The organism is Metabacillus idriensis (genome assembly GCF_050483325.1).
GTDB lineage: Bacteria > Bacillota > Bacilli > Bacillales > Bacillaceae > Bacillus_P > Bacillus_P idriensis_A.
The window spans coordinates 1-26,403 of sequence record NZ_JBCMYF010000014.1 but is presented as its reverse complement, the minus strand read 5'-3'; the positions used below and the strand labels follow the sequence as shown (position 1 = coordinate 26,403).

The window sequence follows — 26,403 nt, the reverse complement described above, 5'->3', positions numbered from 1 at the left end:
CGGTAACCTATAGAGGCTGTTATTCCTTCTGCAGCCTCTTAAACTATGAAAAAGGAGTTTTTATTGTGAAACCGATCTTAACAGAAAAATACCGTCCCCAGTTTCATTTTTCACCACTCGAAAAATGGATGAATGATCCTAACGGGATGGTGTACTTTCAAGGCGAATATCATTTGTTTTATCAATATCACCCCTTTAGTACAATTTGGGGCCCAATGCATTGGGGCCATGCGGTCAGCAAGGATTTGATCCACTGGGAGCAGCTTCCTGTCGCATTGCACCCTGATGAACATGGAGCAATTTTTTCAGGCAGCGCTGTTGTTGATTGGGAAAATACAACTGGTTTTTTCGGTGATCAGCCAGGTCTTGTCGCCATCTATACGAGTCACGATACATCCCCTGGTTCGGACAGGCCGCGTCAGCGTCAATCCCTTGCGTACAGCAGTGATAACGGAAGAACCTGGACAAAGTACAGCGGCAATCCGGTCCTTGCTGACGAAACAAAAACAGATTACCGTGATCCGAAAGTGTTCTGGCACTCCGAAACGAAACACTGGATTCAGGTGCTTGCTACAGGACAAAGCGCAACCATATATAAATCTCCGAATTTAATTGACTGGCAGTTTGCGAGTGAATTTGCCGAAGGATCGCACGCCGGGTTCTGGGAGTGCCCCGATTTGTTTCCGCTTCGGCTCGATTCCGGGAAGGAAAAATGGGTGATGCTTGTCAGCCTTGGAGATACCGGTGAACATGCAGAAGGTTCCCGGACTCAGTATTTTATCGGGGATTTCGATGGTGAAACCTTTGTAAATGACCATGAGAAAGATACGGTTTTATGGCTGGATTACGGAAGAGATAATTATGCAGGAGTGAGCTGGTCGGACCTTCCCGATAGACGCATTTATATCGGATGGATGAGCAACTGGCGTTATGCCAATCAAGTTCCTACTATAGAATGGCGTGGCGTCATGACGATACCTAGGGAGTTATCCTTAATCTCAAATGCAGATGGAATCCGCCTCATCCAAAATCCTGTTTCAGAAGCACAGGTGCTGAGAAAGGGAAGCGCATCCTTTAAAGATAAGCTTGTCACAGCTGAGCAGCCTATTTCGATTCCGCTGGAGAGCCCGCTGCTTGAACTGAATCTGGAACTAGAATTTGATGGTCCTGTGCTTGCAGAAATCACGATTCAGCATTCTGAAGCAGAAAAATCAATCATTCGCTATGAATCAGAAACAGAAACCCTGACAGCAGACAGAACGCTTTCAGGAGAAGCTGGCTTTTCAGCATCATTCCCTGCCGTGCAAGAGGCACCCCTGAAGAAGAAGGACAACAGCATTCGTCTGCAGCTGCTTCTTGATGCTTCATCTATTGAACTTTTCGGCAATGACGGCGAATGTGCCATTACAAGCCTTGTGTTCCCGGAGTCTAAAGAGAGTGTTTTACACTTGGCTTCACATGGAGGAACCCTAAAGATAAGATCAATGGAGCTGCATGAGCTGTCTTCCATATGGAACAAGGAAGGGTGAAAGCAAGGTGGGAACTTCGGTTATTTGCATCGGGGAATTGCTGATTGATTTTTTCTGCATCGAAACAGATATTGATTTAATAGAAGGTAAAAAATTTGAGAAGCAGGCGGGAGGAGCACCTGCCAATGTTTGTGCGGCTATCGGTAAATTAGGGGGCAAGGCTTCCTTCTGCGGTAAAGCCGGAAAGGATCCGTTTGGCGAGTTTCTGAAGAGAACGCTTGATGAAGCAGGTGCTGATACGAGCATGCTTGTGCTTGATCCTGACCATAAAACATCGCTTGCCTTCGTATCCCTTCAGGCGGACGGTGAGAGAGACTTCCTTTTTAACAGAGGGGCTGATGCTTTTTTAACGGAACAGGATATTGATGAAGAAAAAATAAAGCAAGCGGCCATTCTTCATTTTGGATCAGCAACAGCTCTGCTGGAAAACCCGTTTCGAACGCTGTATTTTGACACGATGAAAAAAGCAAAGAATAGAGGGAAATTCATTTCATTTGACCCGAACTTCAGACATGATCTATGGAAAACAAACACAGGCGAGTTTATCAGTTTGACTAAAAAGGCAATGATGCTTGCTGATTTTATTAAAATGAGTGCTGATGAACTGGAACTGATTTCAGGAGTAAAGGGTGTCAGTGCAGGACTAGACGTTCTTCACAAAACCTGCAATGGGCTGATTGCCGTCACATTAGGAAGTGCCGGCACAATTGTTTCAAACGGCAAAGAGAGGATGGCCGTTCCAAGCATCAACGTTAAGTCGATTGATTCTACTGGTGCCGGGGATGCCTTTGTTGGCGCTTTTCTCTATCAGATTTCAAATGAAGACAATCCGAAGGTCGCAGCAGCTGATATGGATTTGGTGAAAAAGATGATTTTCTTCAGCAATCGCGTCGGAGCGATCGTCTGCACAAAAATAGGTGCGATATCTGCCATGCCTTCTATGAAAATCGTCAATCAGGAATCTGTCATCAGCTGATTTTATAAGGGATTGTTATCAATCCCGTCTTTTTAAGCAGAAGATGAAAGCGCTTTATTATATCTGGAAGGGGAAAGATACATGAAAAAAATGACCTTGCTGAAAATGGCGGCCGCTGCTGCCCTGCTTTTTTCGCTCTTCTCTTTGGAAGGAGTCAAAGGAGCAGCTGTTGAACGAAAAACGGCCATTTTCGGCTACTCGGCTTTGTCAGGAAACTGGACAAAGGAATCTGATGGCTCTTTAAAAGGAAGTGCGGCTAAAAATCAGCCTGCTCTTATCCTATCAGACTCAGAAACAGGCAGTTATTTTGTGTATGAAGCCACAGTGAAACTTGGGAAAAACAGCACGGGATCCCTTGTATTCAGGGCAAATCATACAGGAACAGAGGGCTACAAAGTCAGTCTTGATTCCAAAAAAGACAGAGTTTCTCTCTCATCTTTGAATGGGAATCGTAAGCTGAAAACTGTCCCGCTTAAAGTAAAGGATCATTCAAAAGTGAAAATAATGGCCGATGGTCCTTCCATTTGGGTGTATGTAGATGGAAAAAATGTAATGGATCTTCAGGACTTCAGCCATTCTAAAGGTTTTACAGGCTTCCATGCTGAGGGAGGAAAACTTGTCTTTGGCAAGGTTCAACTAAAAGAAGTGAGGACAAACCTGAAAGGCTTAAAAACGATCACAGGAAAATGGGAGGCTGGCTCTGAAGGGTTGGAGGCTGCACCTGATCAAGGAGAGAATCTCTCTTCCATTTCCTCTACATCGTCTGCTGATTTCATTTTCGAATCGGACCTTCTCTTAAAAGATAAAGCTGCAGCAGCTTCCTTACTGTTCCGGTCGGATAAAACAGGACTGAAGGCATATCAAGTAAAGGCTGATGCAAGGATAGATGTTTTGCAGCTGATAGATGTCTATCAGAAAAAAGTCATAGCAGAAGCAAAGATGCCAATCGAACCGGGAGTTCTTTACCGCGTAAAGGTCAAAGCAAATGGTTCTTCCCTCCAGGTTTTCTGGCAGAATGGAGGAACTCCGGTATTGAAAGCGAAAGATCATTCTTACTCAAGAGGATGGCTTGGGCTGCATGCCGGCGGAGATGCTGTTTTTCAAAACATTCAAGTGAGTGATCTGCAGTCCAATCTAGAAGGCTTTCAATCTGTGAATGGAGAGTGGGAACCGCATCTTGACGGAACGGCCGGAACGAGCCCGGCGGAAGAAAATACCTACCGAATGGCTCAAACTGCTGGAGCAGATTTTGTCCTTGAAGGAGATCTAAAGGTAGATGCTGAAGCTCCATACTGTACCGCAGGACTTGTATTCAGGGGTAAGGCAGATGCAAGCGAAGGATATATGCTCACCCTGGATCCAAACCTCAACAGAATCCGTCTCCTGGATTTAAAAGGAAATCGTACCCTTGGAGTCGCTGAGCGGGAGTTAGAAACAGGCAAAAACTATCATGTTGAGATTCATGCTGCAGGAGATGATCTGAAGGTTTATTTTGATGGATATGCGGATCCTGCCATTTCCGTAAAAGACTCAGCCTATTCAAGTGGAAAATATGGATTAAATGTCTATAACGGTACAGCCTATTTTCAGCATGTTTACGCAGAGCCACATGACGATTATTATTCAGAGCTTTACCGGCCGCAGTATCACTTTACGCAGGCAAGAGGATATGCCAGCGACCCGAATGGTTTAGTTTATTATGAAGGGGAATATCATCTTTTCCATCAGGACGGCGGTAAGTGGGCACATGCGGTGAGCACGGATCTAATCCATTGGAAGAGGCTGCCGATTGCCATTCCGTGGAATGAAATGGGACATGCATGGTCTGGTTCAGCAGTGGTGGATAAGACAAATGCTTCTGGTTTGTTTGTTGAAGAAGGATCGGGTCTGATTGCATTCTACACCTCATTCAATCCTGAAAAGCACAATGGCGATCAGAAAATAGGCGTTGCTTACAGCAAAGACAAAGGGCGCACGTGGGAATTTTATGACGGTAATCCAATCATCCCGAATATCGGAGAATTTTACGGGGGAGAAGGCTGGGACTTCAGGGATCCGAAAGTGGTTTGGGATGAGGAGCATAAGCAATGGGTGATGGTTGTATCCGGAGGAGACCACATCCGGTTTTTTACCTCTCAAAATCTCCTGGACTGGGAAATGATTGAATCGTTTGGATATGGGGATTATGTCAGAGGCGGAGTGTGGGAATGCCCTGACTTCTTCCAGCTGCCAGTAGACGGAGATCCATCCAAGAAAAAATGGGTTTTGTCCATCAGTACTGGTGCCAATCCTAAAACAGACGGATCGGATTCCGAATACTTTGTGGGGGCATTTGACGGTAACCGTTTCGTCAGCGATCATCCAGCAGGCACTGTACTGAAAAATGAGTTTGGCAAAGAAATGTATGCGGCGATGTCATTCGCGGATATTCCAGCCGAAGACGGCCGCAGAATTTCACTGGGGTGGATGAGCAACTGGGATTATCCGTTCAGCTTCCCGACATCAACGTGGAAAGGACAAATGTCGATTCCGCGTGAGCTTACATTAAAGACGGTTCCCGGGGAAGGGATCAGACTGTTTCAGCAGCCGATTGAAGAGCTGGAGCAGCTCAGAGGACAAGCTTCCTCATGGAGCAATAAAACAGTAAAGACTGGAGATGCGAATCTGCTTGCAAACGTAAAAGGAACATCCTATGAACTAGCAGCAGAAATCGAACTGCCTCTAAATAGCAAAGCAGAATTCGGGTTCGGGCTAAGAGAATCTGACTCTCAGAAAACCGTTGTGGGCTATAAGGCTGAAGAAGCTAAGATGTTCTTTGACCGGTCTGAATCTGGAGATATCAGCTTTTCTGACAAGTTTTCCGCCTATCATGAAACGAACGTTACTCCAAAGAACAAACGAGTAAAATTTAGGATGTTCGTAGACGAATCCTCCATTGAGGTATTCGGAAATGACGGCCAGGCCGTTTTCTCAAATGTCGTGTTTCCGGACGGAGCAAGTGATGGCATGAGCTTTTATACCAAGGGGGGAAGTGTGAAAATTGTTTCTCTTGATATATATCCATTAAAAGGAGTCTGGAAGGAAGAAAACACGGATCCTGCTGCAATCGTCATGGATCATGAAACATTGTCTCTTCCGCTTGGAGGTGTGCACAAACTTTCTGCATCGGTCTCCGGCAAGCATAAAAAAATAAAATGGCATTCAAGCAATCCAGATGCAGCAGAAATCAAGAAAGTAGATGAACGCAGTGCAGAAATCAAAATGACAGGCCACGGAAGAAGCATCATCACCGCAGTTTCCAAAAATGGAAAGCTGATCGGCAGGACCATTGTCGAGAGCAAGGCGTCCTTTAAAATTGCTGAGAAAACCACCGGAAAAATCCTTGCACCTGAAGGGAATTCAAATGGCTCTAAAGCAAAACTTCAGCCAAGCGGAGAGCATTTATGGAAAATTGAAGGAGTTTCTCCTGGAGCTTATAAAGTTCACTCAGGTGACAGCAAGTTCGTACTGGATGCTTCAGGGGTCTCAGCGGGAGACGATGTGCAAATATGGGAGTACTTTGGCTACGGCAATCAGCAATGGAGAATCACCGACCAGTGGGATGGAACCTACCGTTTCAGCGCCGTCAACAGCGGCAAAGTTCTTGGCCTTAAAAATAACCTGCCAGAGAATGGAACGATAGCAGAGATACAGAATGCAGGGGGAGGGGAGTTTCAGGAGTGGAAATTGATTGAAGCTTCAGACACTCAAAAATAGACGTTTTTCAGACACTCGGGTTTTCTGAGTGTCTTTTTTCTGCGCTATTAAGGGTTTTCATCCTTTTTGTGCTATATTTAATTTAACAATTTTAGGGATATAGTTTGAAAAGGAGCGCTCCATATGCAGTTAACAATCAAAGCAACTGGTGACAACGTGAAAGCCATTTCTTATTTGCTGTCAAAAAACCCGAACAATCTATACGAAAGAAATCACAAAGGCCATTTAGTGCGCCTTTTTTATAGTAAGTTTAAAGAAACAGAGCTTGAAGTGACAATCTTTGTTACACCAGATCCAATTGAACTCGTTAAAAACATTTCAAACTCATACGACATTACGCATTACATAAATGATCGGGAATTTGCCGTCAGCAGCATCTTTTGTTCTTTTATTCGATCTGCTCTAGGGACAGCATTGAACGGACAGCCGAAGGAAGAGTATTCAGAGTGGGTCAATTATCCGTTTTCATTTCAGTTCGAGTTTGGGCCTGTGGTTTCTTCTCTTTCTGATCAGCAATTAAAGGATTTATTTGAGCCGAATGGTTATGAAGTTGCAATATCGCGACCTGAAATTGAGTACTCTTTTGAAATGAAAGAAAGAAGCTCTGCCAGATCCATTTGTTTAAAAGGGATGAATACACTACAAAACGGATTAAGACAGCTATTTGTATTAATTCCTGTTATCGATAACTATAAGCATTATTACATTGACGATAAAGAAATTGATAAGCTTGAGAGATATGGAGAGGGTTGGCTTGAAGATCATCCTAAGCGGGATTATATTTACCGCCAATCACTTCGATTTAAAGAAATTTACAGCATCGTAGAAAACAAGAAAACAGAAGAAAAAAAGGAAGAGAAAGTAGAAAAGGTTCGCTTAAATGATCTTCGCTATGAAAAAATCATTGATTCCGTCAATCAAATGAAGCCAAGAAGCGTCGTAGATTTCGGATCGGGTGAAGGAAAACTTTCAGTCCGGCTTGGATTTGCAGATGGAGTTAAAGAAATTCTGGCGGTGGAGCCATCACAATCCGCGACCCTAAAAGCAATAGAGCGGTTCGATAAAGTGAAGAGTAAAGAGAAATTTGTTGTTCCTGAAACAATATGGGGTTCTCTTTTTTATTATGATGAAAGGTTAAAAGGCAAAGATGTCATGATTTTGTGCGAGGTCATCGAACATATCGACGAGTTCCGTCTGCCCAAGGTCCTGGATACAATTTTACATGACTATCAGCCCAATGCCCTGATCATAACAACTCCAAATCGCGAATATAACGAGATTTACGATATGGAGGACCATTTCCGCCACAATGACCATCGCTTTGAGTGGACAAGAGCAGAATTTCATCACTGGTGTGAAGAGCGGAATCACCGTAATACATATGACCTTCAATTTGAAGGAATCGGTGAAGAACATGATAGACATGGCTTTCCGACACAAATGTGTGTGTTCGTAAGGAAGGAGGACTAACCATGCAAATCTTATTGCCATACGGAGGAATTGTTTTGCTGATTGGGCCATCCAACAGCGGAAAATCAACCCTATTAAAAAGCAAGATTGAAAAGAAAGAAATCCTACAATCAGAGGTCATTAGTTCAGATGATTTTCGGGTTTTAGTAAGTGACATCGAATTTATTGACTGGCGGGATAGACCGAAGGATGAAGCAGACAGCCTGCTTGATGACTATCAGTCCATTTCGAAGGAAGCTTTCTCCATGATGGATTCCGTCATTGAAGCGAGATGCCGTTTAAATAAATTAACCTTTGTGGATGCAACTCACCTTCATCCTGATGACAGGAAAAGATATCTTTCTTTAGCTCGAATAAACAATTTACCGATTATATCCATTGTCATGGATATCCCTGAAGATGAACTGCTAATAAGAGATGAACAAAGAGACAATCCGCGGGGGAAAAGACGCATCAGACAGCAATACCAAACGTTCAAAAAAGAAAAGCGTTTCATTAAAAAAGAAGGATATATGGCCGTTTACACGATAAAAGAAACGGAAAATCTGGAGTTCATTAGACGCAGCAACCCCATAGTAAAAGACATTGAAAAAGGGATTGACATCATCGGTGATATTCATGGCTGCTATGAGGAAATGATCCTGGTGCTTGAAAAACTTGGCTATCACAAAAATCAAGAAGGCCTCTATCTTCACCCGAAAGGCCGAAAGTTTGTTTCCATTGGAGACATCATGAGCAGAGGTCCTCAGTCACTGAAAACGATGCTCTTTTTCTGTGAACACGTTAGGAAAAACCTCGCCTATATGATTGACAGTAATCACGGGTGGAAAATTGCAAGATGGTTGGATGGAAGAAATGTAACCTTAAACCATGGTGATGAAAAAGTAGAAGAAGAGTTTAATGTGTTTGAAAAGGAAGCAGGGAGAGAAAAAGCAGAAGAAGCAAAACAGACACTTAAAGCGTTTCTCCTTCAAGCCCCCTCGCATTATGTATTTACTAAAAACGGAGTTCAGACCTTAATCTGTACTCATGCCGGCATTAAAGACGAATTTATTGGAAAGCAATCGGAAGCTATTAGTGACTTTTGCCGGTACGGCGATACAGATGGTTTTGACGAAAAAGGGAAACCAATAAGAAAAGATTGGTATATTTCACATAAGAAAAAAGCGCTGATTGTCTGGGGGCATGACCCAAAACCAACTCCACTTCTGATTAACCAAACGATAAACATCGACCAAGGTGTGGTCTTTGGGGGCGCACTGACTGCTTTCCGCTATCCAGAAGGAGAATTTATCTCAGTTAAAGCGAAGCAGGATTATTCAGGAGTTTCTGAAAACCCATTAAAAGAGTGGGAGAAAAATCGGTTAAATCCACCAAATATCGGCAAGTTCATCAATGGCTACTCTGTTCTTACTGAAGATTTTGGGGAGATTAAACTTCATCAGGATATCGTTAAGCCTGCGATTGATACAATATCACACTATACGGTACCAATTGAACAGTTAATCTATATCCCACCAACCATGAGTCCGACACCCAGTCCTTCTTCTTTAGATGACTACTTAGAACATCCCATAGAAGCAATGAACTACTACAGAAGCCATGGCATTCAAACCATGATTGCGGAAAAGAAGCATATGGGAAGCAGGGCGATTTTATTCGTATTTAAAGATGCCGAATCTGCCAAAAAGCATACTGGCATCGAATCATATGGTGTGATCTATACAAGAACAGGAAGGCGATTCTTTGACGGTGCAACTGAGGAAAAAGTATTATCAAAAATCAATCATGATTTGCTTGTACAAGGTTATTTTGATAAGTATGAGACAGACTATTTACTTCTTGACGCCGAAATCATGCCATGGAATCTCAAAGCAAAAGAACTGATCAGCAGCCAGTACGCTCACGTATCAGAAAACGCAATCCTAGATCGAACAATGCTCAAAGAAAAAATAAAGGCAGCAGCTGGGGAAAACGATGACTTAAAAGAATGGCTAAATGAATACGAACAAAAGCTGGAAAACGCCCATACCTTTAATGAAGTCTTCTTAAAATATTGCTGGGAAATTGAAGATGTCAATTCCATTCAAATCGCACCATTCCACGTTCTCGCTCACAGCAATGAGACATTCTTTGACAAGCCGCATACATGGCACATGGAAATGAACCGGGAATTTGCAGCACTTTCAAGTTTATTTGTTGAAACAGAATACAAACTAATCACAGACGAGGCAAGTGCAGAAGAAGTTATCAAATGGTGGCAGGACATAACAAGAGAAGGGCACGAAGGAATTGTCATTAAGCCAGAATTCTACATTGCAAAGAACAAAGGCAAGCTTCTTCAGCCCGCGATAAAAGTAAGAGGCAGAAAGTACCTGAACATTATTTACGGGATGGACTACTTAGTGCCGAAAAATCTTGAAAGGCTGAAAAGCAGGAATACAGGTAAAAAGCAAAAACTGGCGCTGCGAGAATTTGCACTGGGAGTTGAAGGTATTAAGAGATATGTGAATGGTGAAACCATTGAGCGGGTGCATGAATGTGTGCTTGCGACATTGGCAATGGAGAGTGATCCTGTGGATCCGAGGTTGTGATAGCGTGTATAGACAACAGCAGTCGAGACATGCTATAAGTGTTCAATTTTTCTAAATAGCAATATTTTTTATTGAGTGGTATCTCACAACCATACTCGTTCACAATTTAATCAAGTTGTGAACGAGTTTTTGAATTTCATTAGAGATAAGACGATATTATTCGGTTACCCTAATTTTCGGAAAGGTACGGAAATCCTGAAAATTAATAAAATGAATAAAGCCATTCCTGAAATAATCAGGAATGGCTTTATATTGGTGTTTTAGATGATGGAGACTAGCGGGATCGAACCGCTGACCTTTTGGCTGCCAGCCAAACGCTCTCCCAGCTGAGCTAAGCCCCCACGGTGAAAAAAGGTATTAGGCAATTAAACAGATTTTTCAATTGCGATAATGTAAATTATACTGCCTCAGTCCCTTACATGCAATAGGATTCTTCAAAAAAATATCAGTATCATGCAAAAACCATTTCAAATAGAAATGGCCTCACTTAAAAACTATTTAATCTTCCCAGCCGAACAAAGCTGTTCTTCTAGTATTCCATACAAACTAGGGTTTCCTCGCTTAGAAGCTGGGGGGGTTGTTACTCTAGTTAATTTACCGCCAACGTCCTGTGTCTTCGTATAACCAAATACTAAGCGGTACTGAAATAGTTTTCTTTTGAGATTCAGTTTTCATGTCTTTCCCTTCTAATTACAATCTATTAACAACCTCACTCACTCTCAACCACCCCAAAAAAGTCTTCATGCACATACCCATTAATCACCATATCCAAATCATGAAAATAGCGGTGCAGAGTTTGGACATTGTCACTGTTTCCGTATATGACACTTTCAGAATGCCGGATAATAGATTCGAGGTCGGTTTTTAAAGCTTCATCTTCAACCAGCGGGACGAAGTGGGCAGCATATGCTTTTGCTGCAGTGGCACGGGCGGTTTGATCGGCCATGTTTAAGCTGTCGATTCGGTCCCAGCCTGTGGTTTCGTTGTAGAATGCGTGGAAATCGGCTATGAATTCTCCGGCGTCCTGGTATTCTGGGTTTTCTGTGTTGCCGTAATCCTGTACAGGCTGCTCTGCAGGTGCTTCAGCTGTTGATTCTGACTCTGCCTTTTTTTCCTCTTTTGTATAGTCTTGATCCAAGAAATACATTGTAGCGAATCCGATTGTTGTGATTGCAGTTAATGCTGCGAATGTGATGCTGAAGATTTTTAGACCTTGTATCATCTTCAAACTCCTTATATATCTTTGTGTTATTCACTCTCATTTTCTAATTAAATCTATAAGATTATAACATTATTGGATTTAATATCCTATTAGTATTTCTAGTAAAAGAGAATCATCTCGATAAAAGGTAAATACTCCTAAAAACGTTCTCTATAGAGAATATATAATGCTATAATAAAAGCGCCGGCAGTACTTTATAAAGGAGGTGAATCTTTGAAAAAATGGAAAAGTGTTGTTATGATCTGTCTGCTTATTGCTTCACTTTCAATACCTGCTTCCGCTTTTGCTGCATCAGGTTATGATTACTCACATCAAAATTCATTTGATGCGTTATTGGATTCTGTCTTTTCCTTTTTCTTCGGCAGTAAGGATACGAAATATGATTACGGAAATAGTCATAAGAATTCTTACCAGACTAATACGTATAAATACGATGGAAAGTATTATTGGCTCTGGACGGGATGGGGATGGAAGAAGTATTCCAAAAAAGAATGGGAAGACTGCTTTAAGCATATTCCCAAAGAATCAAAGGATATTTGGAAAGAATGGTACTGCTGGTAACATACATATCAGTCAGTACAAAAAAGAGAAAGCACAGGGCATTCGTCCTGTGTCTTTCCGTTATATACAGATAAGTGCAGCAAAAAAGAAAAAGCAAGTTCAAAGTCAAGAAAAATAATCTTCTTGGCTTTTTTGTGTTTAACTGCGAATACTTGTGTCGTTTCCTCACCGTATATTCCGGCAAAAAAATGTTCTATTGTGAGAATTATCGAAATTCTTATTTTGTGCTATGATAGATGGACTATTTACATAAGGGGCAATATGGATGAAGTACATGGGACAGATTGGTTTAGTAATGATTTCTATATTATTCACCAGCTATCAAAAGATTGTTGGACAAGAACCTTTTTTTACGCTGGACTTCTTAATTTTCACCGTTATTGCCTGGCTTGTTGGATGGCAATATGATACGGCTAGATACTACGGAAAAAAAGCAAGGGCGAATGAAACAAGTTATAAACAAATGATTGATTCCCTGCCAGAATCGATCTTTATTCACCGCGATAACAAAATTGTGTATTTAAACAAAGCTGCGGTCAACTTGCTTGGGGCTTCCGGTAAAGATGAGATTATAGGAAGAGATTTGTTTGATTTTATTGTACTTGAGTATAAAAATGTATTGCTGGAACGGATTGATCAGGTAAAGAAAGAGAAACAGCCAATACACAATATTGAACATAAAGTTAGACGTTCCGATGGATCAACCTTTTTCTTTGAAATATCTTTATTGAACATTATTTTTGGTGAAAAAGAGGCTATGCTTTCAATTGGCAAGGATGTTACTGAAAGAAAAGAGAAAACGGAATTAATGCTTCAAAAATCTGAGAAACTTGCTCTTTTGGGACAAATGGCAGCTGGCATTGCACATGAAATCCGCAATCCACTCACTGCCATAAAAGGATTCATTCAGCTTTTGAAGGCCGATCATCCTGAAGATGAGTATTATACGATTATGTTAAATGAACTCGATCGAATAAATACAATTGTAAGTGAATTTCTTGTTCTTGCAAAACCGAATGCTGTGGTATTCAAAGATCAAGATGTAAAAGATTTATTAAAAGATGTGGTCACCTTAATTAATACTCAGTCCATCTTGAATAATGTTCAAATCTTTCTGGAATTTGAGAGGGAACTGCCAAAGGTATTATGTGCAGAAGGCCAATTAAAACAAGTGTTTCTAAATGTTTTTAAGAATGCAATTGAAGCCATGCCGATGGGCGGTAATATCGATGTGAAAGTTCAGTTAAAGGGAGAAGATGAAATTTCAATCCAGATTATTGATCAGGGTATCGGTATTTCTAAAGACCGGATAGCTACACTTGGAGAGCCATTTTATACAACAAAAGAAAAAGGAACTGGGCTCGGATTAATGACATGCTTTAGGATTATTGAGAGTCACAGCGGGACATTATCATTTTCAAGTAAAGAAAATGAAGGAACAACTGTTGAGATTCATTTGCCTGTCGTTATTAAAATGGAAAATCAGCCTGACACCGTTGCGGTCGAAAATAGGAGATTAAAAGGATAGGGGAGCAGGAAATAGAATCTTATCAGTGAATCTATAGAATCAAATAATGAAATGACTTAATTTTATAAATCCTCGAAAGGCGCTTTCTGAAATCTCTATCTTCAATGATTGAGTAGAATAAAAAATCGACTAATGAATTTAGTCGATTTTTTTAGAAACATTAATCATTTAAAGGAAAAACCAAAAACAAAGAGACATTATAAAAAAAATTATGATTATGCTGCTGGGAAATTTCTAAAGATCTAAAAAGTATTCAACTATATAATGATACTTAGGTATGTGAAACGATTAAAGAAGCTTCTCCCTTTATCAAAAAGCTTTTAATAGTAGCAGGGATAATGAAATGAGCTCCCTTTTTAAATGAAAACTGTCCTTCTTCGGTTTCGATGATCCCCGTTCCATTCAGAACACTAATGAGCAGTTCTGCACTGGGGAAAATTGTCAAAACAAACTTAAGCATGACTGTAGAGAAAGCTAACTTCGCAGGATATGATATCACTGCAAGATCAACATTGATGCTGTTAATTGATTTGTTGTTTGAGAGCTATTTAAAAAGAAGCAGTACACAATCTTAGTTGGATGCAGCTGAAAAACAAGCATTTCCCGTATAATATCCCGTAAAGAGCAGTGAGAGCTGCTCTTTTTTTAATAGCTTTACAGCTGCTGTTGTTGCATATTATTGATGAGTTCCGCAAAAGTATTTCTCTTCTGGATGCTTGCCCTGAAAGAAGGTGTCCCCGCCTGTAATAATCAAGGCATGCAGCGATTGTATTTGTGTTTCTCTAATTTGAAATTAAAGGGAGATGGATTCATAAATTTTTTCAGATTGGTTAAATTAATGAAAACAGGTGGGTGAGGAGATAAAAGGATGAATAGCTCAAATAAAGTACCAATTACTTCTACAGAATTAGGGAACTTGTGGATGACGTATCAAGAAAAAACAATGATTTTGAGATTTCTGGAATACTTTCTGGAATACGTTGAAACAGAGGAAGCACGGGAAATTCTTCAATCCTATTATAAACGTTGTACTGAAAGTGCAGAGTTTGTGGTTTCTGTTTTTCAGCAGGAAGGTGCTGTTATTCCAGTTGGGTTTACTGAAAATGACGTGAATAAAGGGGCTCCCAAGTTATTCGACTATATGTATGATGTCATGTATTTACACATGATGGCTAAATTAGAAACGAATCTTTATGCGCTATATTCAACTATGTCTTACCGTCAAGATATGAGACAATTTTTCATACGTTTAACATCGGAAGCGCAAGAAGCATATGATCAAACCACAACTATTCTTTTAGAAACAGGGGTACTTTCACGCCCCCCATATGTTTCAATGCCAAAAGAAGTGAAATTTGTACAGGATAAAAGGTATATGACCCATTTAAATTGGTTTAGCAACAATAGATCCTTGAATACTATTGAGACATCTCTTATTCATCATTCGATTGAGACAAACCTTACGGGGATGCAATTAATGATTGGTTTCGCTCAAGTAGCCCATAATCAAGAGGTGCGAAATCATTTTATTAATGGAATGGAACTCGCAAAGAAAATTGAGACATCGCTAGGTGAATTTTTACGGCAAGACTATATTGAACCACCAGCCACTCATGCAGGAAAAGCAACAAATTCAACCATCGCCCCTTTTTCTGATAAATTAATGATGTATAATACCAGTTTGTTAAGTACATTTGGACTCGGAAGTAATGCTCTTGGTGGCGCCTTTAGTTTAAGAAGTGATTTACCTGCGAAAATGTCGTTCCTTGCAAAAAATATTTATGACTTTGCAAAACAAGGTGGAAAAATTATGGTCAAAAATGGGTGGATGGAAGAACCTCCACATGTAGAAGATCGAAATCAGCTGACAAAAAGATAGATATCATAACGGGCGCTCTGGTGCCCTTTTTTGACATCATATTAATAGCTATATTTATAAACATAAAAACAGAGCTCTTGTACATGATCCATTGCATAGATGTTTTTTATTCTTTGGATCAGTTGGCAGCAAAAACAGAAGATAAACTGCGCCGTTTAAGTGCTGATTGGGAAACCATTAGAATGTATCAGCTTCGAGAAAAATTTCTTTCAGATCAAAAGATACAGTTGAAGGCGCTAAGAACGATGGTATGAATGCTAAAGCCATAAAAATGGCTAAAAAAAAAGAAAACGTGACTGGGACCATCCTTCACGGCGATAAGGATCCCAATACACGTCTTATGATTACCGCTATACAATACCAAGAAACTGCAGTTAACATTAGACAAGCTGACTCCTGTAGAATTCAGTCAGACTGCAGCATAAACAAGATGTTTTTTTCAGTGTCAGCTATTTTGGGTCTTGGCCAACATCCCCTCACTTTTAATAAGCCGCACTTTTTACTTCTGCTAATTGCAGCAAATGTCTCTTTTCATGATACCCAATAAACTCCACCCATTGCTTTAAGGAAAGATCGCCAAGGTGAGGGTGCTTCATGGCTTTTTCGTTCAGGTCTTGTCCGGGAGCTGTTTCTGCAAAATTAATCAGTTCGCGGCGTGAATCTTCAAGTTTTGATAAGAGTTCTTCTTTTACGTAAGGTCCTTTAGCTGGTTTCAGGTTTTCAGGTGCGGGTACTTTCCGCGAACGGTCGATGACCAGTTCCAGCGGCTTTTCGGTTGATGCTTTCTTTTCGCCTGACATAAGCACCTGTTTCATGCCGCCTGTGATGACACGCTCCATTAAGTAAAGGTGTTCAAGGATCTGTCCTGGGCTCCATACGTCCTGTGAAGGTTTTAAATTGAGTTGTTCATCTGTCATGTTTTTGACTTCGTTCAATAATTCTGCGCGTACTGCCTGCGAATGTTCTAGCATGTAATCTCTCCCTTCAGCTTCATTTTATCAAAGTGATATGCAAAGTTCTCTTTTCAGCTTCTTCCTGACAGTTCCTGTGTTAAATGTTTTTTTACTTGTTCTCTGAGCTTGTATTTTTGGATTTTTCCTGATGCGGTCATCGGGTAGTCTTTAACGAAATAGTAGTATTCAGGAATTTTATAATGCGAAAGCTGTCCTTTGCAGAATGCTTTTATGTCTTCAGCCGACAGGGTGACGCCTTCTTTTGGAACGATGCAGGCAGCGACTTTTTCTCCGTATTTTTCATCAGGAACGCCAATGACCTGCACATCCATGATCTCTTCGTGACGATAAAGGAATTCTTCAATTTCACGCGGATAGACATTTTCGCCGCCGCGGATGATCATGTCCTTCAGACGGCCGGTAATGACGACATAGCCGTGTTCATCTATAGTAGCGAGATCTCCTGTGTGCAGCCAGCCTTCTTTATCAATCGCCTCTTCTGTAGATTCAGGCATTTTGTAGTAGCCTTTCATGACAAGATACCCTCTTGTGCAGAGCTCCCCCTGTACGCCGGGTGCTGTTTCTTCGCCGGTAAGCGGGTCAATAATTTTCACTTCCACATGGGGATGGGCTTTGCCGACTGTTTCAACCTTGCGTTCAATGGAGTCATTCACGGTTGTCTGTGTAATGACAGGTGAGGATTCTGTCTGACCGTAGGCAATGGTTACTTCCGACATGCCCATTTCATTGATGACTTTTTTCATGACTTCAATCGGACAGGTTGAACCGGCCATAATCCCTGTTCTTAAGGTTGAGAGATCATAAGTTTTAAAATTAGGAGAGTTCAGCTCAGCGATAAACATTGTTGGTACTCCGTGCAGTCCTGTGCATTTTTCTTTTTCAACGGTTTTAAGGACAAGGTCTGGATCAAATTCCACAATTGGCACCATGGCTGCCCCGACAGATACACATGCGAGGACGCCAAGAACGCAGCCGAAACAGTGGAAGAAGGGAACCGGGATGCATAAACGGTCCTGATTCGTTAAATTCATAGAGCTTGCGACAAGAAAACCATTATTCACGATGTTGTGATGAGTGAGCATGACCCCTTTCGGGAAGCCGGTTGTCCCTGAGGTGTATTGCATATTGATAACACCCTCAGGAGTTAATTGACTCTCACGTTCTTCAAGCTCTTGATCTGTAATTTTCAATCCGTGATCGAGAAGCTCATTCCAGCTGTACATTTCTTCAGGTGCTTTTTGATTTCCTATGTAAATGAGGTTTTTTAAATGCGGTAATGCTTCAATTTGCTTGTATTTCTCTGCAGAAGCAGAATTTGTGATGGAGCGGACAATATCGACATAAGATGTCCCTTTAAAGCCGTCTATTAAGAAAAGAGTGGTGGAGTCCGACTGCTTCAGCAGGTATTCGAGCTCGCTGCTCTGGTAGCTTGTATTGACGGTAACAAGGACAGCTCCAATTCGTGCAGATGCGAACTGAAGAAGAAGCCATTCAGGGACATTGGTTGCCCAGATGGCAATGTTTTCACCCTTTTTCACGCCAAGACCCATTAAGGCTTTTGCGAGCTTCGAAGTTTCATTGTAAAACTCATCATACGTATAACGGATATCTTCCTTTGAATAGACAACAGCATCCTGGCTCCCGTATTTTGACACAGTTTCCTTCAATAGTTGGCCGATGGTTTTATTTTTTAGTGATTGCATGGGACCTCCCTGGACAAAAAGAATGATTACGCTTTCATTATAAACTATTTTTAGAAAGTTTTGAAAACTATTATTCTTTAAAATATACGCATGCACTTGCAGTATAATAGAAGAGACGTACATTAAAAAGGGGAACAATCATGAATAAATCTACATTTTATCCTTATCTGGCACTAGCAATTGGAGTTGCGGCGGTCTCAACATCTGCGATTTTCGTCAAGCTGACTTCTGCGCCTGCTCCTGTTATCGCGTTTTATCGCCTGTTTTTCTCAACGCTTATCGTTCTGCCGCTGTTTTTGGCAAAATCCCTGCCTCATATTAACACGTTAACGAAAAAGGACTGGAGCTATTCGATTTTAGCGGGTGTGCTGCTTGCGTTTCATTTTATTCTCTGGTTCGAATCACTGAACTACACCTCTGTGGCAAGTTCGGTTGTGCTTGTTACGCTACAGCCTCTGTTTGCGTTTATCGGAACCTATTTCTTTTTTAAAGAGAGAGTGTCGGCGAGGGCCATTCTCAGCGCCGGGCTTGCCATTGCAGGCAGTGTTGTGATCAGCTGGGGAGATTTCCGGATCAGCGGGCTTGCCTTATTCGGAGACTTTCTTGCGCTTGCGGCCTGCGGAATGGTCACGGCATATCTGCTGTTTGGCCAAGGTGTAAGAAAGCGTCATACGCTGACTCTTTATACGTTTATCGTCTATGCAGTAAGCTCTGTGACTTTATTTCTGTACTGTGTGTTATTAAGCTATCCGCTAACGGGTTTTCCTAAGGAGGATTGGCTGTACTTTTTGCTGCTTGCCATTGTTCCTACCTTGCTTGGACACTCATTGTTCAACTGGTCGCTGAAATGGATTTCGACAAATGTCATTTCTGTAGCGATTCTGTTTGAACCGGTTGGCTCGATTATTCTTGCGTATTACTTCCTTGAGGAGACGGTTCTTCTTACGCAATTAATTGGCGGAGCCATCATTATTATTGGAGTCATGCTGTTTCTTTTTGAAAAGAAAGAAGTGGCCGAGATATCAAGTGAACAGGCGCTTTAAACGAAAAAGGACTCAATTTCGAGTCCTTTTTTCTTCTTCAGAAATTTTCTTTTCCAACTCTTTAAACGTATACTTCGTCTTCTTTTTTAAAGCTTCTTCAAAGCTGCCTGCTTCTTTGGTTTCAAGCAGGAGTTCCATAATAATATCTTCTCCAAATTCATCTGCCAGAATTTTAACGGCGCAGTAGCTTTGAGTATAAACTTCTGCATCCGGACTGTCTTCTAGTGCCGTTGCCCAGCTTCCTGGATTTCTAAGTTCATTGAAAGGAATAACATTATCAATAGGAATTCTTGCTTCCTCTCCATTATAGCCGGCATATTCTGCTACGCCTTCATTAAACCATATCGGAATTTTCATCGAGTCGATTTCCATTTTCTCTAATGCTTTCTCCATATAGTAATGGGCATATTCATGGTAAAAAGTTTCCACAACAAGCGGGGATGCGGCATCGAAATCATCTGGAATCACAATCGCCATGGTTTCTTTCAGATGATCGTAAAATCCCATATAATCCAGATACTCAAGCTCCTGCAGCGAGTCCGGAGATTCATCAAGAAGAATCAGGTCAATCGGCTGATCTTCAATATCGCCGAATAAGCGTTTACTGATTTTACGTGCATTTATAAATTCGTCCTCAACAAGCAGGATATCTCTTTTATTCAGAGAGGAATAATAAACAGTCAGATGAGATATTTTCTTTGTTTCAGCATCCTCTTTATATTCTTCGTATGGGTCAATCGGCAAAAAAGCGTTGACCTGAAACTCAAACTTCTCCCGCGGACTAATACTTTGATAGTTAAAATGGGTTGTCATTACATTCATGAGAACAACAAAAAATAAAGTGACAATTAAACTGATGGCTGTGATGGAAAGAAAGATGGATCCTGACAGTCCTTTGAAAAAGAGCAGATTCCTTTCTTTGCGGTGAATCATCTCGTATATAGAATAGATAAACAAGCCGATCAGCAAAAGTGCCATAATGCTTCCTGCGATCACAGTGGCAGGGATATTCAAAAAGAGAAACAGAACGTAAAACACTCCGGTGAAATAAACGATATACAGAATTGATAAGAAACTATGCAGAAGTATTTTCACATGCAGCCTCCGATTGTCTTAGTCTATGAACTTATTCTGTTTTATGAACATATTCTCCTTGTAGAGGTAGGGATTTAATTTTGGCTTGTCGAATTTTATCAGCAAGGAGTGTTGAAGATGAATTATAAGATAAGAAAAGCGGTCATTGAAGACGCGAAGCAAATTGCTGTTGTGCATGTGGACAGCTGGAGAACAACCTATGATGGTATTGTAGCAGATGCCTTCCTGGAAAGCCTTACATATGAAAGTAAAGAAAAAATGTGGAGAACCATCGATCCTGACACTGTTATTGTGGCAGAAAATGAAGATGGCCAGATTATCGGGTTTGCAGGATTTGGAGAAGAACGAACCGGGGAATATGGATTTGATGGAGAATTATATGCGATATATCTATTAAAAGAAGTGCAGGGAGCGGGCATCGGACGGAGACTGGTAGAAGCGGCTGCTGATGAGCTTATGCGGAAAAACTATCAGTCCATGCTGCTGTGGGTGATGAATGCGAATCCTTCTAAAGGTTTCTACGAACGCTTCTCACCTGAAAAGATTGCAGAGGACGTCTACACGATTGAGGGAACAGGTCATCAGGAAACGGCATTGGGATGGCGTGACTTGCCGAAACTGTCAGCTGCATTGAAAAGGAAAGAGGGATCACTGTGAAGCGTGCATTAATACTTGGCGGAACTCAATTTTTCGGGAAAAGGCTTGTTTATGAGCTGCTTGAAAAGGGGACAGAAGTGACGATTGCTACAAGAGGAAGAACACCTGATGACTTTGGGAATAGAGTCGAGCGTCTGATAATCGACCGTGAAAACAAAGATTCAATGATTAAGGCCTTTGAAAATAAAAAATGGGACGTTGTCTATGATCAATCGTGCTTTTCGCCGCTTGAAGCAAAATCTTCTTATGAAACGCTGCAGGGCAAAATCAAGCATTATATTTTCACGTCTACTATGGCAGTCTATGAATTTGGGAGAGGACGAAAGGAAGAAGACTTTGATCCGTTAGTATATAAGCCTTCCTATAAAGAGCGCAAAGATTATAAAGGGATGAGCGGCTATCAGGAAGCAAAGCGCAGTGCAGAAGCCTATCTTTTTCAGACTGCAGATGTGCCGGTTGCTTCTGTTAGACCAGCCCTTGTTATTGGAATAGATGACTATACGGAACGCTTATTCTTTCATGTGAAAAAGGTGAAGAACGAGGAGCCGATCGGCCTCGTGAATCCTGGTCATTTTTATAGCTATACATCATCTGAGGACGCTGCGGGATTCTTGTATATGGCTGGCGAAAAAAAACTGGCGGGTGCCTTCAATATTGCTTTTGAAAAAAGTCTCTCTCTGAATGATCTTCTGCATCAAATCGAGAGTGCTGTGGGGAAAAAGGCGATGGTAACAAGCGATATTACAAAAGAGAATGCCTCACCTTACGGATTAGCAGGTGAATGGACACTGGATGTGTCGAAGGCTGAAAGAGCCGGGTACTCATTTGAGAAATTGAATCCATACATAGAAAGGTTAATAGAGGAAATGAAAAAAGAAACGTGACACTGCCGCGTTTCTTTTTAGTGAGGTAAAATCTGCTGATGAAACACCGCGGCGAAGTAGGCAAATACAAAGGCAAGCGGGAAAGAGAAAATGACAGACCAGCCGCTGACTAAATCTTCTTCGTTGCTGATCCTGATTGCTTCAAAGTAACCATATAGAAAATGAATAACCGACAATAAAAAGGTCATCAGCATTAAAGAGTAGGATAGATTCATCGTTTGCCCTCCATAAGAAATCTATTACTACTAATACATGCAGGCAAATGAGAGATTATGACAAAAAAAGCACCGGAAAAAAATCAGTGCTTTTGCCTAAATCTATTTTCTTTTTAAAACAAGTGTTTTAGAAGTTGTCAGCATCAATACTAAGATAATGGAGCAAATGACAAATGTCGGCACCATGTATGATGCATTATAGCCGGCTGAATACAGAAGAACGGGCTGATCTCCTGCAAATTCTGCAAAGAATACTGCTCCTGCAAGTGTATGTGCTGCAAATCTAAGGAAGCTTCCGAGAAAAGCAGCCGCCACGACATAAGTAATTAACCGTCTTTTGTTCAGCGGGTTCAAAGAGCTTTGGACTTGCTTATAAAAAACTCCTCCGGCACCCACGGCGGTAAATGCCACAAAATAGTCAAGAAAGCCCTGCACCGGATGGACGATTGTTGTGTAGCCCATAATCGTCTGTAAAACGCCAAGTAAAAAACCTGTAAGAAGTCCGCCTTTTAAGCCGTGGCGAAACCCCATAATCAAGACAGGAATCATCGCAAGCGAGATTGACCCGCCCTGCGGCATTTTGCCAATAAAGCTTGTTGCTAAATCAAGCAGAAATGCAATCGCTCCAAGGATTGCTGCCTCTACTAAGAAAACAAGACGTGTATTTGTCTGCATAGCTATTCCCCTTTTCGGCATTCGACCGGGGCTGTTTTTTCCATAATAAAAAGCAATGCGGGGAATGTCGGATGGTTTCCACGCACTGCTTTGGTTGGGTTATCACTTGAATCCATCGCCACATCCCTACGTAAGCTTTAACTATACAGGTTCAACGGGTCTGAACATCATGTTCACTCTCAGCCGAATGGCTCCCCAAGTGGTCAAATGCAATATATGATTTAGACACTACTATACAGGAAGTTGCAAAATTCGACAAGGACATATTGAGATTTTTTTCAGAAAAGTTTGGAAAGCCTTTTCTTTTATCTTTACAATTTTCCGGAATCTTGCTATAGTTTCCATGAATTCAATATATGCAGGGGAGCTGAGTGAACTTGGCTGAGAGGATACTGATTCTTGTATCGACCCTTTAACCTGATCTGGGTAATGCCAGCGGAGGGAATGCGGAAGATACTTTATTTTTCCATAACTTTGCGAATGCGTTAAGGCTGCCCCCTGTGGCAGCCTTTTTTGTCGTTCGTCCAGTTCCAGCGCCCAGATCCTCGGTCAGATATTCATATATGAAAAATTTAAGGAGGAAAAAGAATGTCCAGTGTAAATCTAGCATTTCAGGTGCTGCCTAAATCATCAGAGGGAAATACATATGAAATTGTCGACAAAGCCATCGAGGTTGTCCAGCAATCAGGAGTTAAATATGAGGTTGGTGCAATGGAGACGGTGATGGAGGGAGAGCTTGATGAACTGATTGAAATTGTCAAGCAAGCGCAGGATGCCTGCATTTCAGCCGGTGCGACTGAGGTAATGACTCACATGAAAATTCATTACCGTCCAATAGAAGGGGTCACTATGGATGAAAAACTTAAGAAATACCGTTAAAGCCCTTTTGGAGGCTGCGCTTCCAGGCATCGTGCTGCTGTCGTTCCTCTTTTTATGGGAATTGGCAGTCATCGTCACTGAGGTGGAAAAATGGATTCTGCCTCGCCCGACCGATATTTTTGTCACGCTTGCAGAAATGAGGGGGATGATAGGCGTCCATATCCTGCAGACTCTGGCAGAAGCAGTGCTTGGATTATTGATCGCAATAGCCGCGGGAGTATTTATTGCTATTTTAATAGACATGTCACAGCTGGTTCGAAAATCTGTTGAACCGCTGCTTGTTCTTTCACAGACCATTCCCATTATCGCGCTTGCTCCACTGCTTATCATCTGGTTTGGATTCGGTATTTTTCCTAAAGTCATCGTGGTTGCGCTCGTCTGTTTCTTTCCGATCGCCATCAACCTGTCTGATGGATTCCGTTTAGTTGACAGGGATATGTTGAAGCTCATGCGAACCCTTGGAGCAAGCCGCAGGCAAATGTTTGTGAAACTGAAACTTCCTGCTGCAACGCCTTTCTTTTTTTCAGGATTAAAAATAGCCGGCACATACAGCGTGATGGGGGCGGTTATCGGGGAGTGGCTGGGTGCAAGTAAAGGACTCGGCATTCTATTAACTCGTTCATCCCAGTCATTTCTAACAGAAAAAGTATTTGCAACGATCATCTTAATAGTAGGTTTAAGCTTAATCATTTATGCACTCATTGAAATCCTGGCAAGAATCATGATGCCCTGGAAATACAAGCAAAAGCATTCTAACTAGTACGGGGGAGAAAAAATGAAGAAATTCATATTCGTTTTATTTAGTTTAATGTTCATCTTATCTGGATGCGGATCAGCCGAAAATGCCTCTAATGAGGAATTAAAAAAAGTGAAGATTATGCTGGATTGGTTTCCGAATACAAATCATACAGGTATTTATGCAGCGAAAGAAAAGGGCTTCTATAAAAGTGAGGGTCTTGATGTAGAAATCGTTGAACCGGGAGAAGGAGTCAGTGCTGATCAGATTGTTGCTTCAGGGGAAGTTGATTTTGCCGTCAGCCATCAGGAGAATATTACACATGCAAGATCCACAGGCGTTCCGATTGTTTCAATAGGAGCAATCATCCAGGAAAATACTTCTGCCTTTGCTTCATTAAAAGAAGAAAACATCACTTCTCCAAAGGATTTTGAAGGGAAACGATATGGGGGATGGGGTTCTCCGACAGAAGAAGCTGTTATCAAAGCTGTCATGGGGAAATCGAATGCAGACTTTGAAAAAGTGGATTATGTCACGCTTGGAGCGACTGACTTTTTCAAATCAATCGGACGCGATACCGATTTTCAATGGATTTTCCAAGGGTGGGACGGTGTTGAGGCTGTCCGCCAGGGAATTGAATTGAACTACATCTATTTAAAAGACCTTGATCCGGCATTAAACTATTACACTCCGCTTATCGCAACAAGCGAATCCAAAATAGCAAAAGATAAAGGAACGGTCAAATCTTTCATGAAAGCTACATCAAAAGGCTATCAATTTGCTAGTGAGGATCCCGAAGAAGCAGCGGACATCCTGATTAAAAACGTGCCTGAAATTAATGCGGAACTGGTTAAGGCCAGTCAAGTATGGTTAAGCGGACAGTATCAGGGAGATGCAAAACAATGGGGCATACAAGAAGAAAAGGTCTGGAAAAGATATGCGGATTGGATGTTTGAAAGAAAGCTGATTGAAGAGAACATAGACCCAAGCGAGGCCTTTACAAATGAGTTCCTGACTGAAGGAAAGGAATAGCATGCTGACTCTTTCTCAAATCAGCAAATCGTATTCTGAAGACCAGCATGTCCTGCTGCCGACAGACTTTACTGTTAAAAAAGGCGAATTTGTAAGCATTATTGGACCAAGCGGCTGCGGGAAAAGTACATTGCTTGATATTATAGCCGGCATCAATAAGCCGGCTAATGGCACTGTGCATTACAATGGAGAAGAGATAACGAATAAAACCGGCCTAATCGGATATATGCCTCAAAGTGATGTATTGTTTCCATGGAGAACGGTTATGGATAATGTCATTCTTCCTTTAGAGATAGAAGGCATCGGGAAAGAAGAAGCTCGCAGTCAAGCGCGCGGCCTTTTCCCGAAATTCGGGCTGGCGGGATTTGAAAATCATTATCCGTCTATGCTTTCGGGCGGAATGCGTCAGCGCGCCAATTTCTTAAGAGCCTATTTAAATAATAAAGACCTCCTTCTATTAGATGAACCGTTTGGCAAGCTAGATGCGATGACAAGACTTGAGCTGCAGAAGTGGTTTATCCAAATATGCGAGGATACAGGACAGACCGTGATATTCATTACTCATGATATCGATGAAGCTATTTTCCTGTCAGACAGAATCTTAATTCTTTCGCCAAGACCGGGGCGAATAATAGAAGAGGTCAGTGTGGAGTTTACCCGGCCAAGGACAGATGATCTCTTTACAAGTATGAAGTTTGCTTCGCTTAAACGGAGATTGCTGGATCTTCTTCATTTGAAAAAAACATGATTCAACTAGAAAATGACGCATTGAATTTCAGACAAATTCAGTGCGTTTTCGATCTTTAAAATCTTTTTTTATAAATTGATAAAAAAGCTATTGCAAAGGGAATTACAGCGTGGTATATTATTATTCGTTGCCGCGAAAATCGCGAAAAAGCAACACAGCCTAAAAAAAGAAAAGTGAAATTAACGCTTGACTTTGAAATGGCAAAATGTTATATTAATAAAGCTTCGCTTGAAGCAAATGATCTTTG

Annotated in this window: 22 protein-coding genes, 1 tRNA gene and 2 riboswitches; of the genes, 15 read left to right on the top strand and 8 right to left on the bottom strand. The window is 41.4% G+C overall.

The window, feature by feature from the left end; genetic code table 11:
- Window positions 1–65 precede the first annotated feature (65 nt).
- The 5 genes from ABEQ24_RS09725 (at window position 66) to ABEQ24_RS09705 (ending at window position 10,325) form a co-directional block, all read left to right on the top strand.
- Complete coding sequence (locus tag ABEQ24_RS09725; protein WP_430006602.1) at window positions 66–1,529, top strand: glycoside hydrolase family 32 protein; 1,464 nt, start codon at window positions 66–68, stop codon at window positions 1,527–1,529.
- Window positions 1,530–1,536: 7 nt separating this feature from the next.
- Entirely contained in the window at window positions 1,537–2,505 is a 969-nt protein-coding gene (locus tag ABEQ24_RS09720; RefSeq protein ID WP_430006601.1) for a carbohydrate kinase family protein, read from the top strand.
- A gap of 81 nt (window positions 2,506–2,586) precedes the next feature.
- On the top strand, window positions 2,587–6,261 hold the full coding sequence (locus ABEQ24_RS09715; RefSeq protein ID WP_430006600.1) for a GH32 C-terminal domain-containing protein: 3,675 nt from the start codon (window positions 2,587–2,589) through the stop codon (window positions 6,259–6,261).
- A 123-nt stretch (window positions 6,262–6,384) separates the two neighbouring features.
- On the top strand, window positions 6,385–7,731 hold the full coding sequence (locus ABEQ24_RS09710; protein WP_430006599.1) for a 3' terminal RNA ribose 2'-O-methyltransferase Hen1: 1,347 nt from the start codon (window positions 6,385–6,387) through the stop codon (window positions 7,729–7,731).
- A gap of 2 nt (window positions 7,732–7,733) precedes the next feature.
- Window positions 7,734–10,325, top strand: coding sequence for a polynucleotide kinase-phosphatase (locus ABEQ24_RS09705; RefSeq protein ID WP_430006598.1), 2,592 nt, complete (start codon window positions 7,734–7,736; stop codon window positions 10,323–10,325).
- 268 nt (window positions 10,326–10,593) lie between these two features.
- Here the strand turns inward: ABEQ24_RS09705 and ABEQ24_RS09700 are convergent.
- Both ABEQ24_RS09700 and ABEQ24_RS09695 read right to left on the bottom strand, forming a co-directional pair.
- Window positions 10,594–10,666: transfer RNA gene (locus tag ABEQ24_RS09700), tRNA-Ala, on the bottom strand.
- Between the two features lie 368 nt (window positions 10,667–11,034).
- Window positions 11,035–11,547: a hypothetical protein gene (locus ABEQ24_RS09695; RefSeq protein ID WP_430006597.1), complete on the bottom strand. Its 513-nt coding sequence runs from the start codon at window positions 11,545–11,547 to the stop codon at window positions 11,035–11,037.
- Window positions 11,548–11,760: 213 nt separating this feature from the next.
- Between ABEQ24_RS09695 and ABEQ24_RS09690 the strand changes: the two genes are divergently transcribed.
- Both ABEQ24_RS09690 and ABEQ24_RS09685 read left to right on the top strand, forming a co-directional pair.
- A complete protein-coding gene (locus tag ABEQ24_RS09690) occupies window positions 11,761–12,108 on the top strand; it encodes a hypothetical protein (protein WP_430006596.1) in 348 nt (115 codons plus the stop codon).
- Window positions 12,109–12,373: 265 nt separating this feature from the next.
- Window positions 12,374–13,636: an ATP-binding protein gene (locus tag ABEQ24_RS09685; RefSeq protein WP_430006595.1), complete on the top strand. Its 1,263-nt coding sequence runs from the start codon at window positions 12,374–12,376 to the stop codon at window positions 13,634–13,636.
- Between the two features lie 271 nt (window positions 13,637–13,907).
- Here the strand turns inward: ABEQ24_RS09685 and ABEQ24_RS09680 are convergent, their stop codons facing one another.
- Window positions 13,908–14,096, bottom strand: coding sequence for a hypothetical protein (locus ABEQ24_RS09680; RefSeq protein WP_430006727.1), 189 nt, complete (start codon window positions 14,094–14,096; stop codon window positions 13,908–13,910).
- 408 nt (window positions 14,097–14,504) lie between these two features.
- On the opposite strand from ABEQ24_RS09680, the gene ABEQ24_RS09675 reads away from it, so the two are divergent.
- Window positions 14,505–15,515 carry a DUF3231 family protein gene (locus ABEQ24_RS09675; protein ID WP_430006594.1) on the top strand — a complete coding sequence of 337 codons (1,011 nt, stop codon included), beginning with the start codon at window positions 14,505–14,507 and terminating at the stop codon, window positions 15,513–15,515.
- A 482-nt stretch (window positions 15,516–15,997) separates the two neighbouring features.
- On the opposite strand, the gene ABEQ24_RS09670 is transcribed toward ABEQ24_RS09675, so the two are convergent.
- Both ABEQ24_RS09670 and ABEQ24_RS09665 read right to left on the bottom strand, forming a co-directional pair.
- On the bottom strand, window positions 15,998–16,486 hold the full coding sequence (locus tag ABEQ24_RS09670; RefSeq protein WP_430006593.1) for a DinB family protein: 489 nt from the start codon (window positions 16,484–16,486) through the stop codon (window positions 15,998–16,000).
- Between the two features lie 53 nt (window positions 16,487–16,539).
- Window positions 16,540–18,216 (bottom strand): AMP-binding protein, encoded by a 1,677-nt coding sequence (locus ABEQ24_RS09665; RefSeq protein WP_430006726.1) that lies wholly within the window; start codon window positions 18,214–18,216, stop codon window positions 16,540–16,542.
- 116 nt (window positions 18,217–18,332) lie between these two features.
- Here ABEQ24_RS09665 and ABEQ24_RS09660 point away from each other — a divergent pair, with 116 nt between their 5' ends.
- Window positions 18,333–19,235 carry a DMT family transporter gene (locus tag ABEQ24_RS09660; protein ID WP_430006592.1) on the top strand — a complete coding sequence of 301 codons (903 nt, stop codon included), beginning with the start codon at window positions 18,333–18,335 and terminating at the stop codon, window positions 19,233–19,235.
- A 12-nt stretch (window positions 19,236–19,247) separates the two neighbouring features.
- On the opposite strand, the gene ABEQ24_RS09655 is transcribed toward ABEQ24_RS09660, so the two are convergent.
- Window positions 19,248–20,330, bottom strand: coding sequence for a hypothetical protein (locus tag ABEQ24_RS09655; protein ID WP_430006591.1), 1,083 nt, complete (start codon window positions 20,328–20,330; stop codon window positions 19,248–19,250).
- Window positions 20,331–20,447: 117 nt separating this feature from the next.
- On the opposite strand from ABEQ24_RS09655, the gene ABEQ24_RS09650 reads away from it, so the two are divergent.
- Both ABEQ24_RS09650 and ABEQ24_RS09645 read left to right on the top strand, forming a co-directional pair.
- Window positions 20,448–20,987, top strand: coding sequence for an N-acetyltransferase family protein (locus ABEQ24_RS09650; protein WP_430006590.1), 540 nt, complete (start codon window positions 20,448–20,450; stop codon window positions 20,985–20,987).
- Entirely contained in the window at window positions 20,984–21,871 is an 888-nt protein-coding gene (locus tag ABEQ24_RS09645) for an NAD-dependent epimerase/dehydratase family protein (RefSeq protein WP_430006589.1), read from the top strand. Before ABEQ24_RS09650 ends, ABEQ24_RS09645 begins: the two co-directional genes overlap by 4 nt.
- A gap of 17 nt (window positions 21,872–21,888) precedes the next feature.
- On the opposite strand, the gene ABEQ24_RS09640 is transcribed toward ABEQ24_RS09645, so the two are convergent.
- Window positions 21,889–22,086, bottom strand: coding sequence for a hypothetical protein (locus tag ABEQ24_RS09640; RefSeq protein WP_430006588.1), 198 nt, complete (start codon window positions 22,084–22,086; stop codon window positions 21,889–21,891).
- 102 nt (window positions 22,087–22,188) lie between these two features.
- Window positions 22,189–22,761, bottom strand: coding sequence for an energy-coupled thiamine transporter ThiT (thiT, locus tag ABEQ24_RS09635; protein ID WP_430006587.1), 573 nt, complete (start codon window positions 22,759–22,761; stop codon window positions 22,189–22,191).
- A gap of 106 nt (window positions 22,762–22,867) precedes the next feature.
- Window positions 22,868–22,969: riboswitch (TPP riboswitch) on the bottom strand.
- Between the two features lie 142 nt (window positions 22,970–23,111).
- A riboswitch (TPP riboswitch) is annotated at window positions 23,112–23,224 on the top strand.
- A gap of 125 nt (window positions 23,225–23,349) precedes the next feature.
- On the opposite strand from thiT, the gene ABEQ24_RS09630 reads away from it, so the two are divergent.
- From ABEQ24_RS09630 to ABEQ24_RS09615, 4 genes are read left to right on the top strand one after another with little or no spacing between them, the layout of a single operon-like run.
- On the top strand, window positions 23,350–23,640 hold the full coding sequence (locus tag ABEQ24_RS09630; RefSeq protein WP_430006586.1) for an MTH1187 family thiamine-binding protein: 291 nt from the start codon (window positions 23,350–23,352) through the stop codon (window positions 23,638–23,640).
- Window positions 23,615–24,400 (top strand): ABC transporter permease, encoded by a 786-nt coding sequence (locus ABEQ24_RS09625; RefSeq protein ID WP_430006585.1) that lies wholly within the window; start codon window positions 23,615–23,617, stop codon window positions 24,398–24,400. The genes ABEQ24_RS09630 and ABEQ24_RS09625 overlap by 26 nt, the downstream gene beginning before the upstream one ends.
- 15 nt (window positions 24,401–24,415) lie before the next feature.
- Entirely contained in the window at window positions 24,416–25,408 is a 993-nt protein-coding gene (locus ABEQ24_RS09620; RefSeq protein WP_430006584.1) for an ABC transporter substrate-binding protein, read from the top strand.
- Between the two features lies 1 nt (window position 25,409).
- Window positions 25,410–26,156 (top strand): ABC transporter ATP-binding protein, encoded by a 747-nt coding sequence (locus ABEQ24_RS09615; protein WP_430006583.1) that lies wholly within the window; start codon window positions 25,410–25,412, stop codon window positions 26,154–26,156.
- Window positions 26,157–26,403 lie beyond the last annotated feature (247 nt).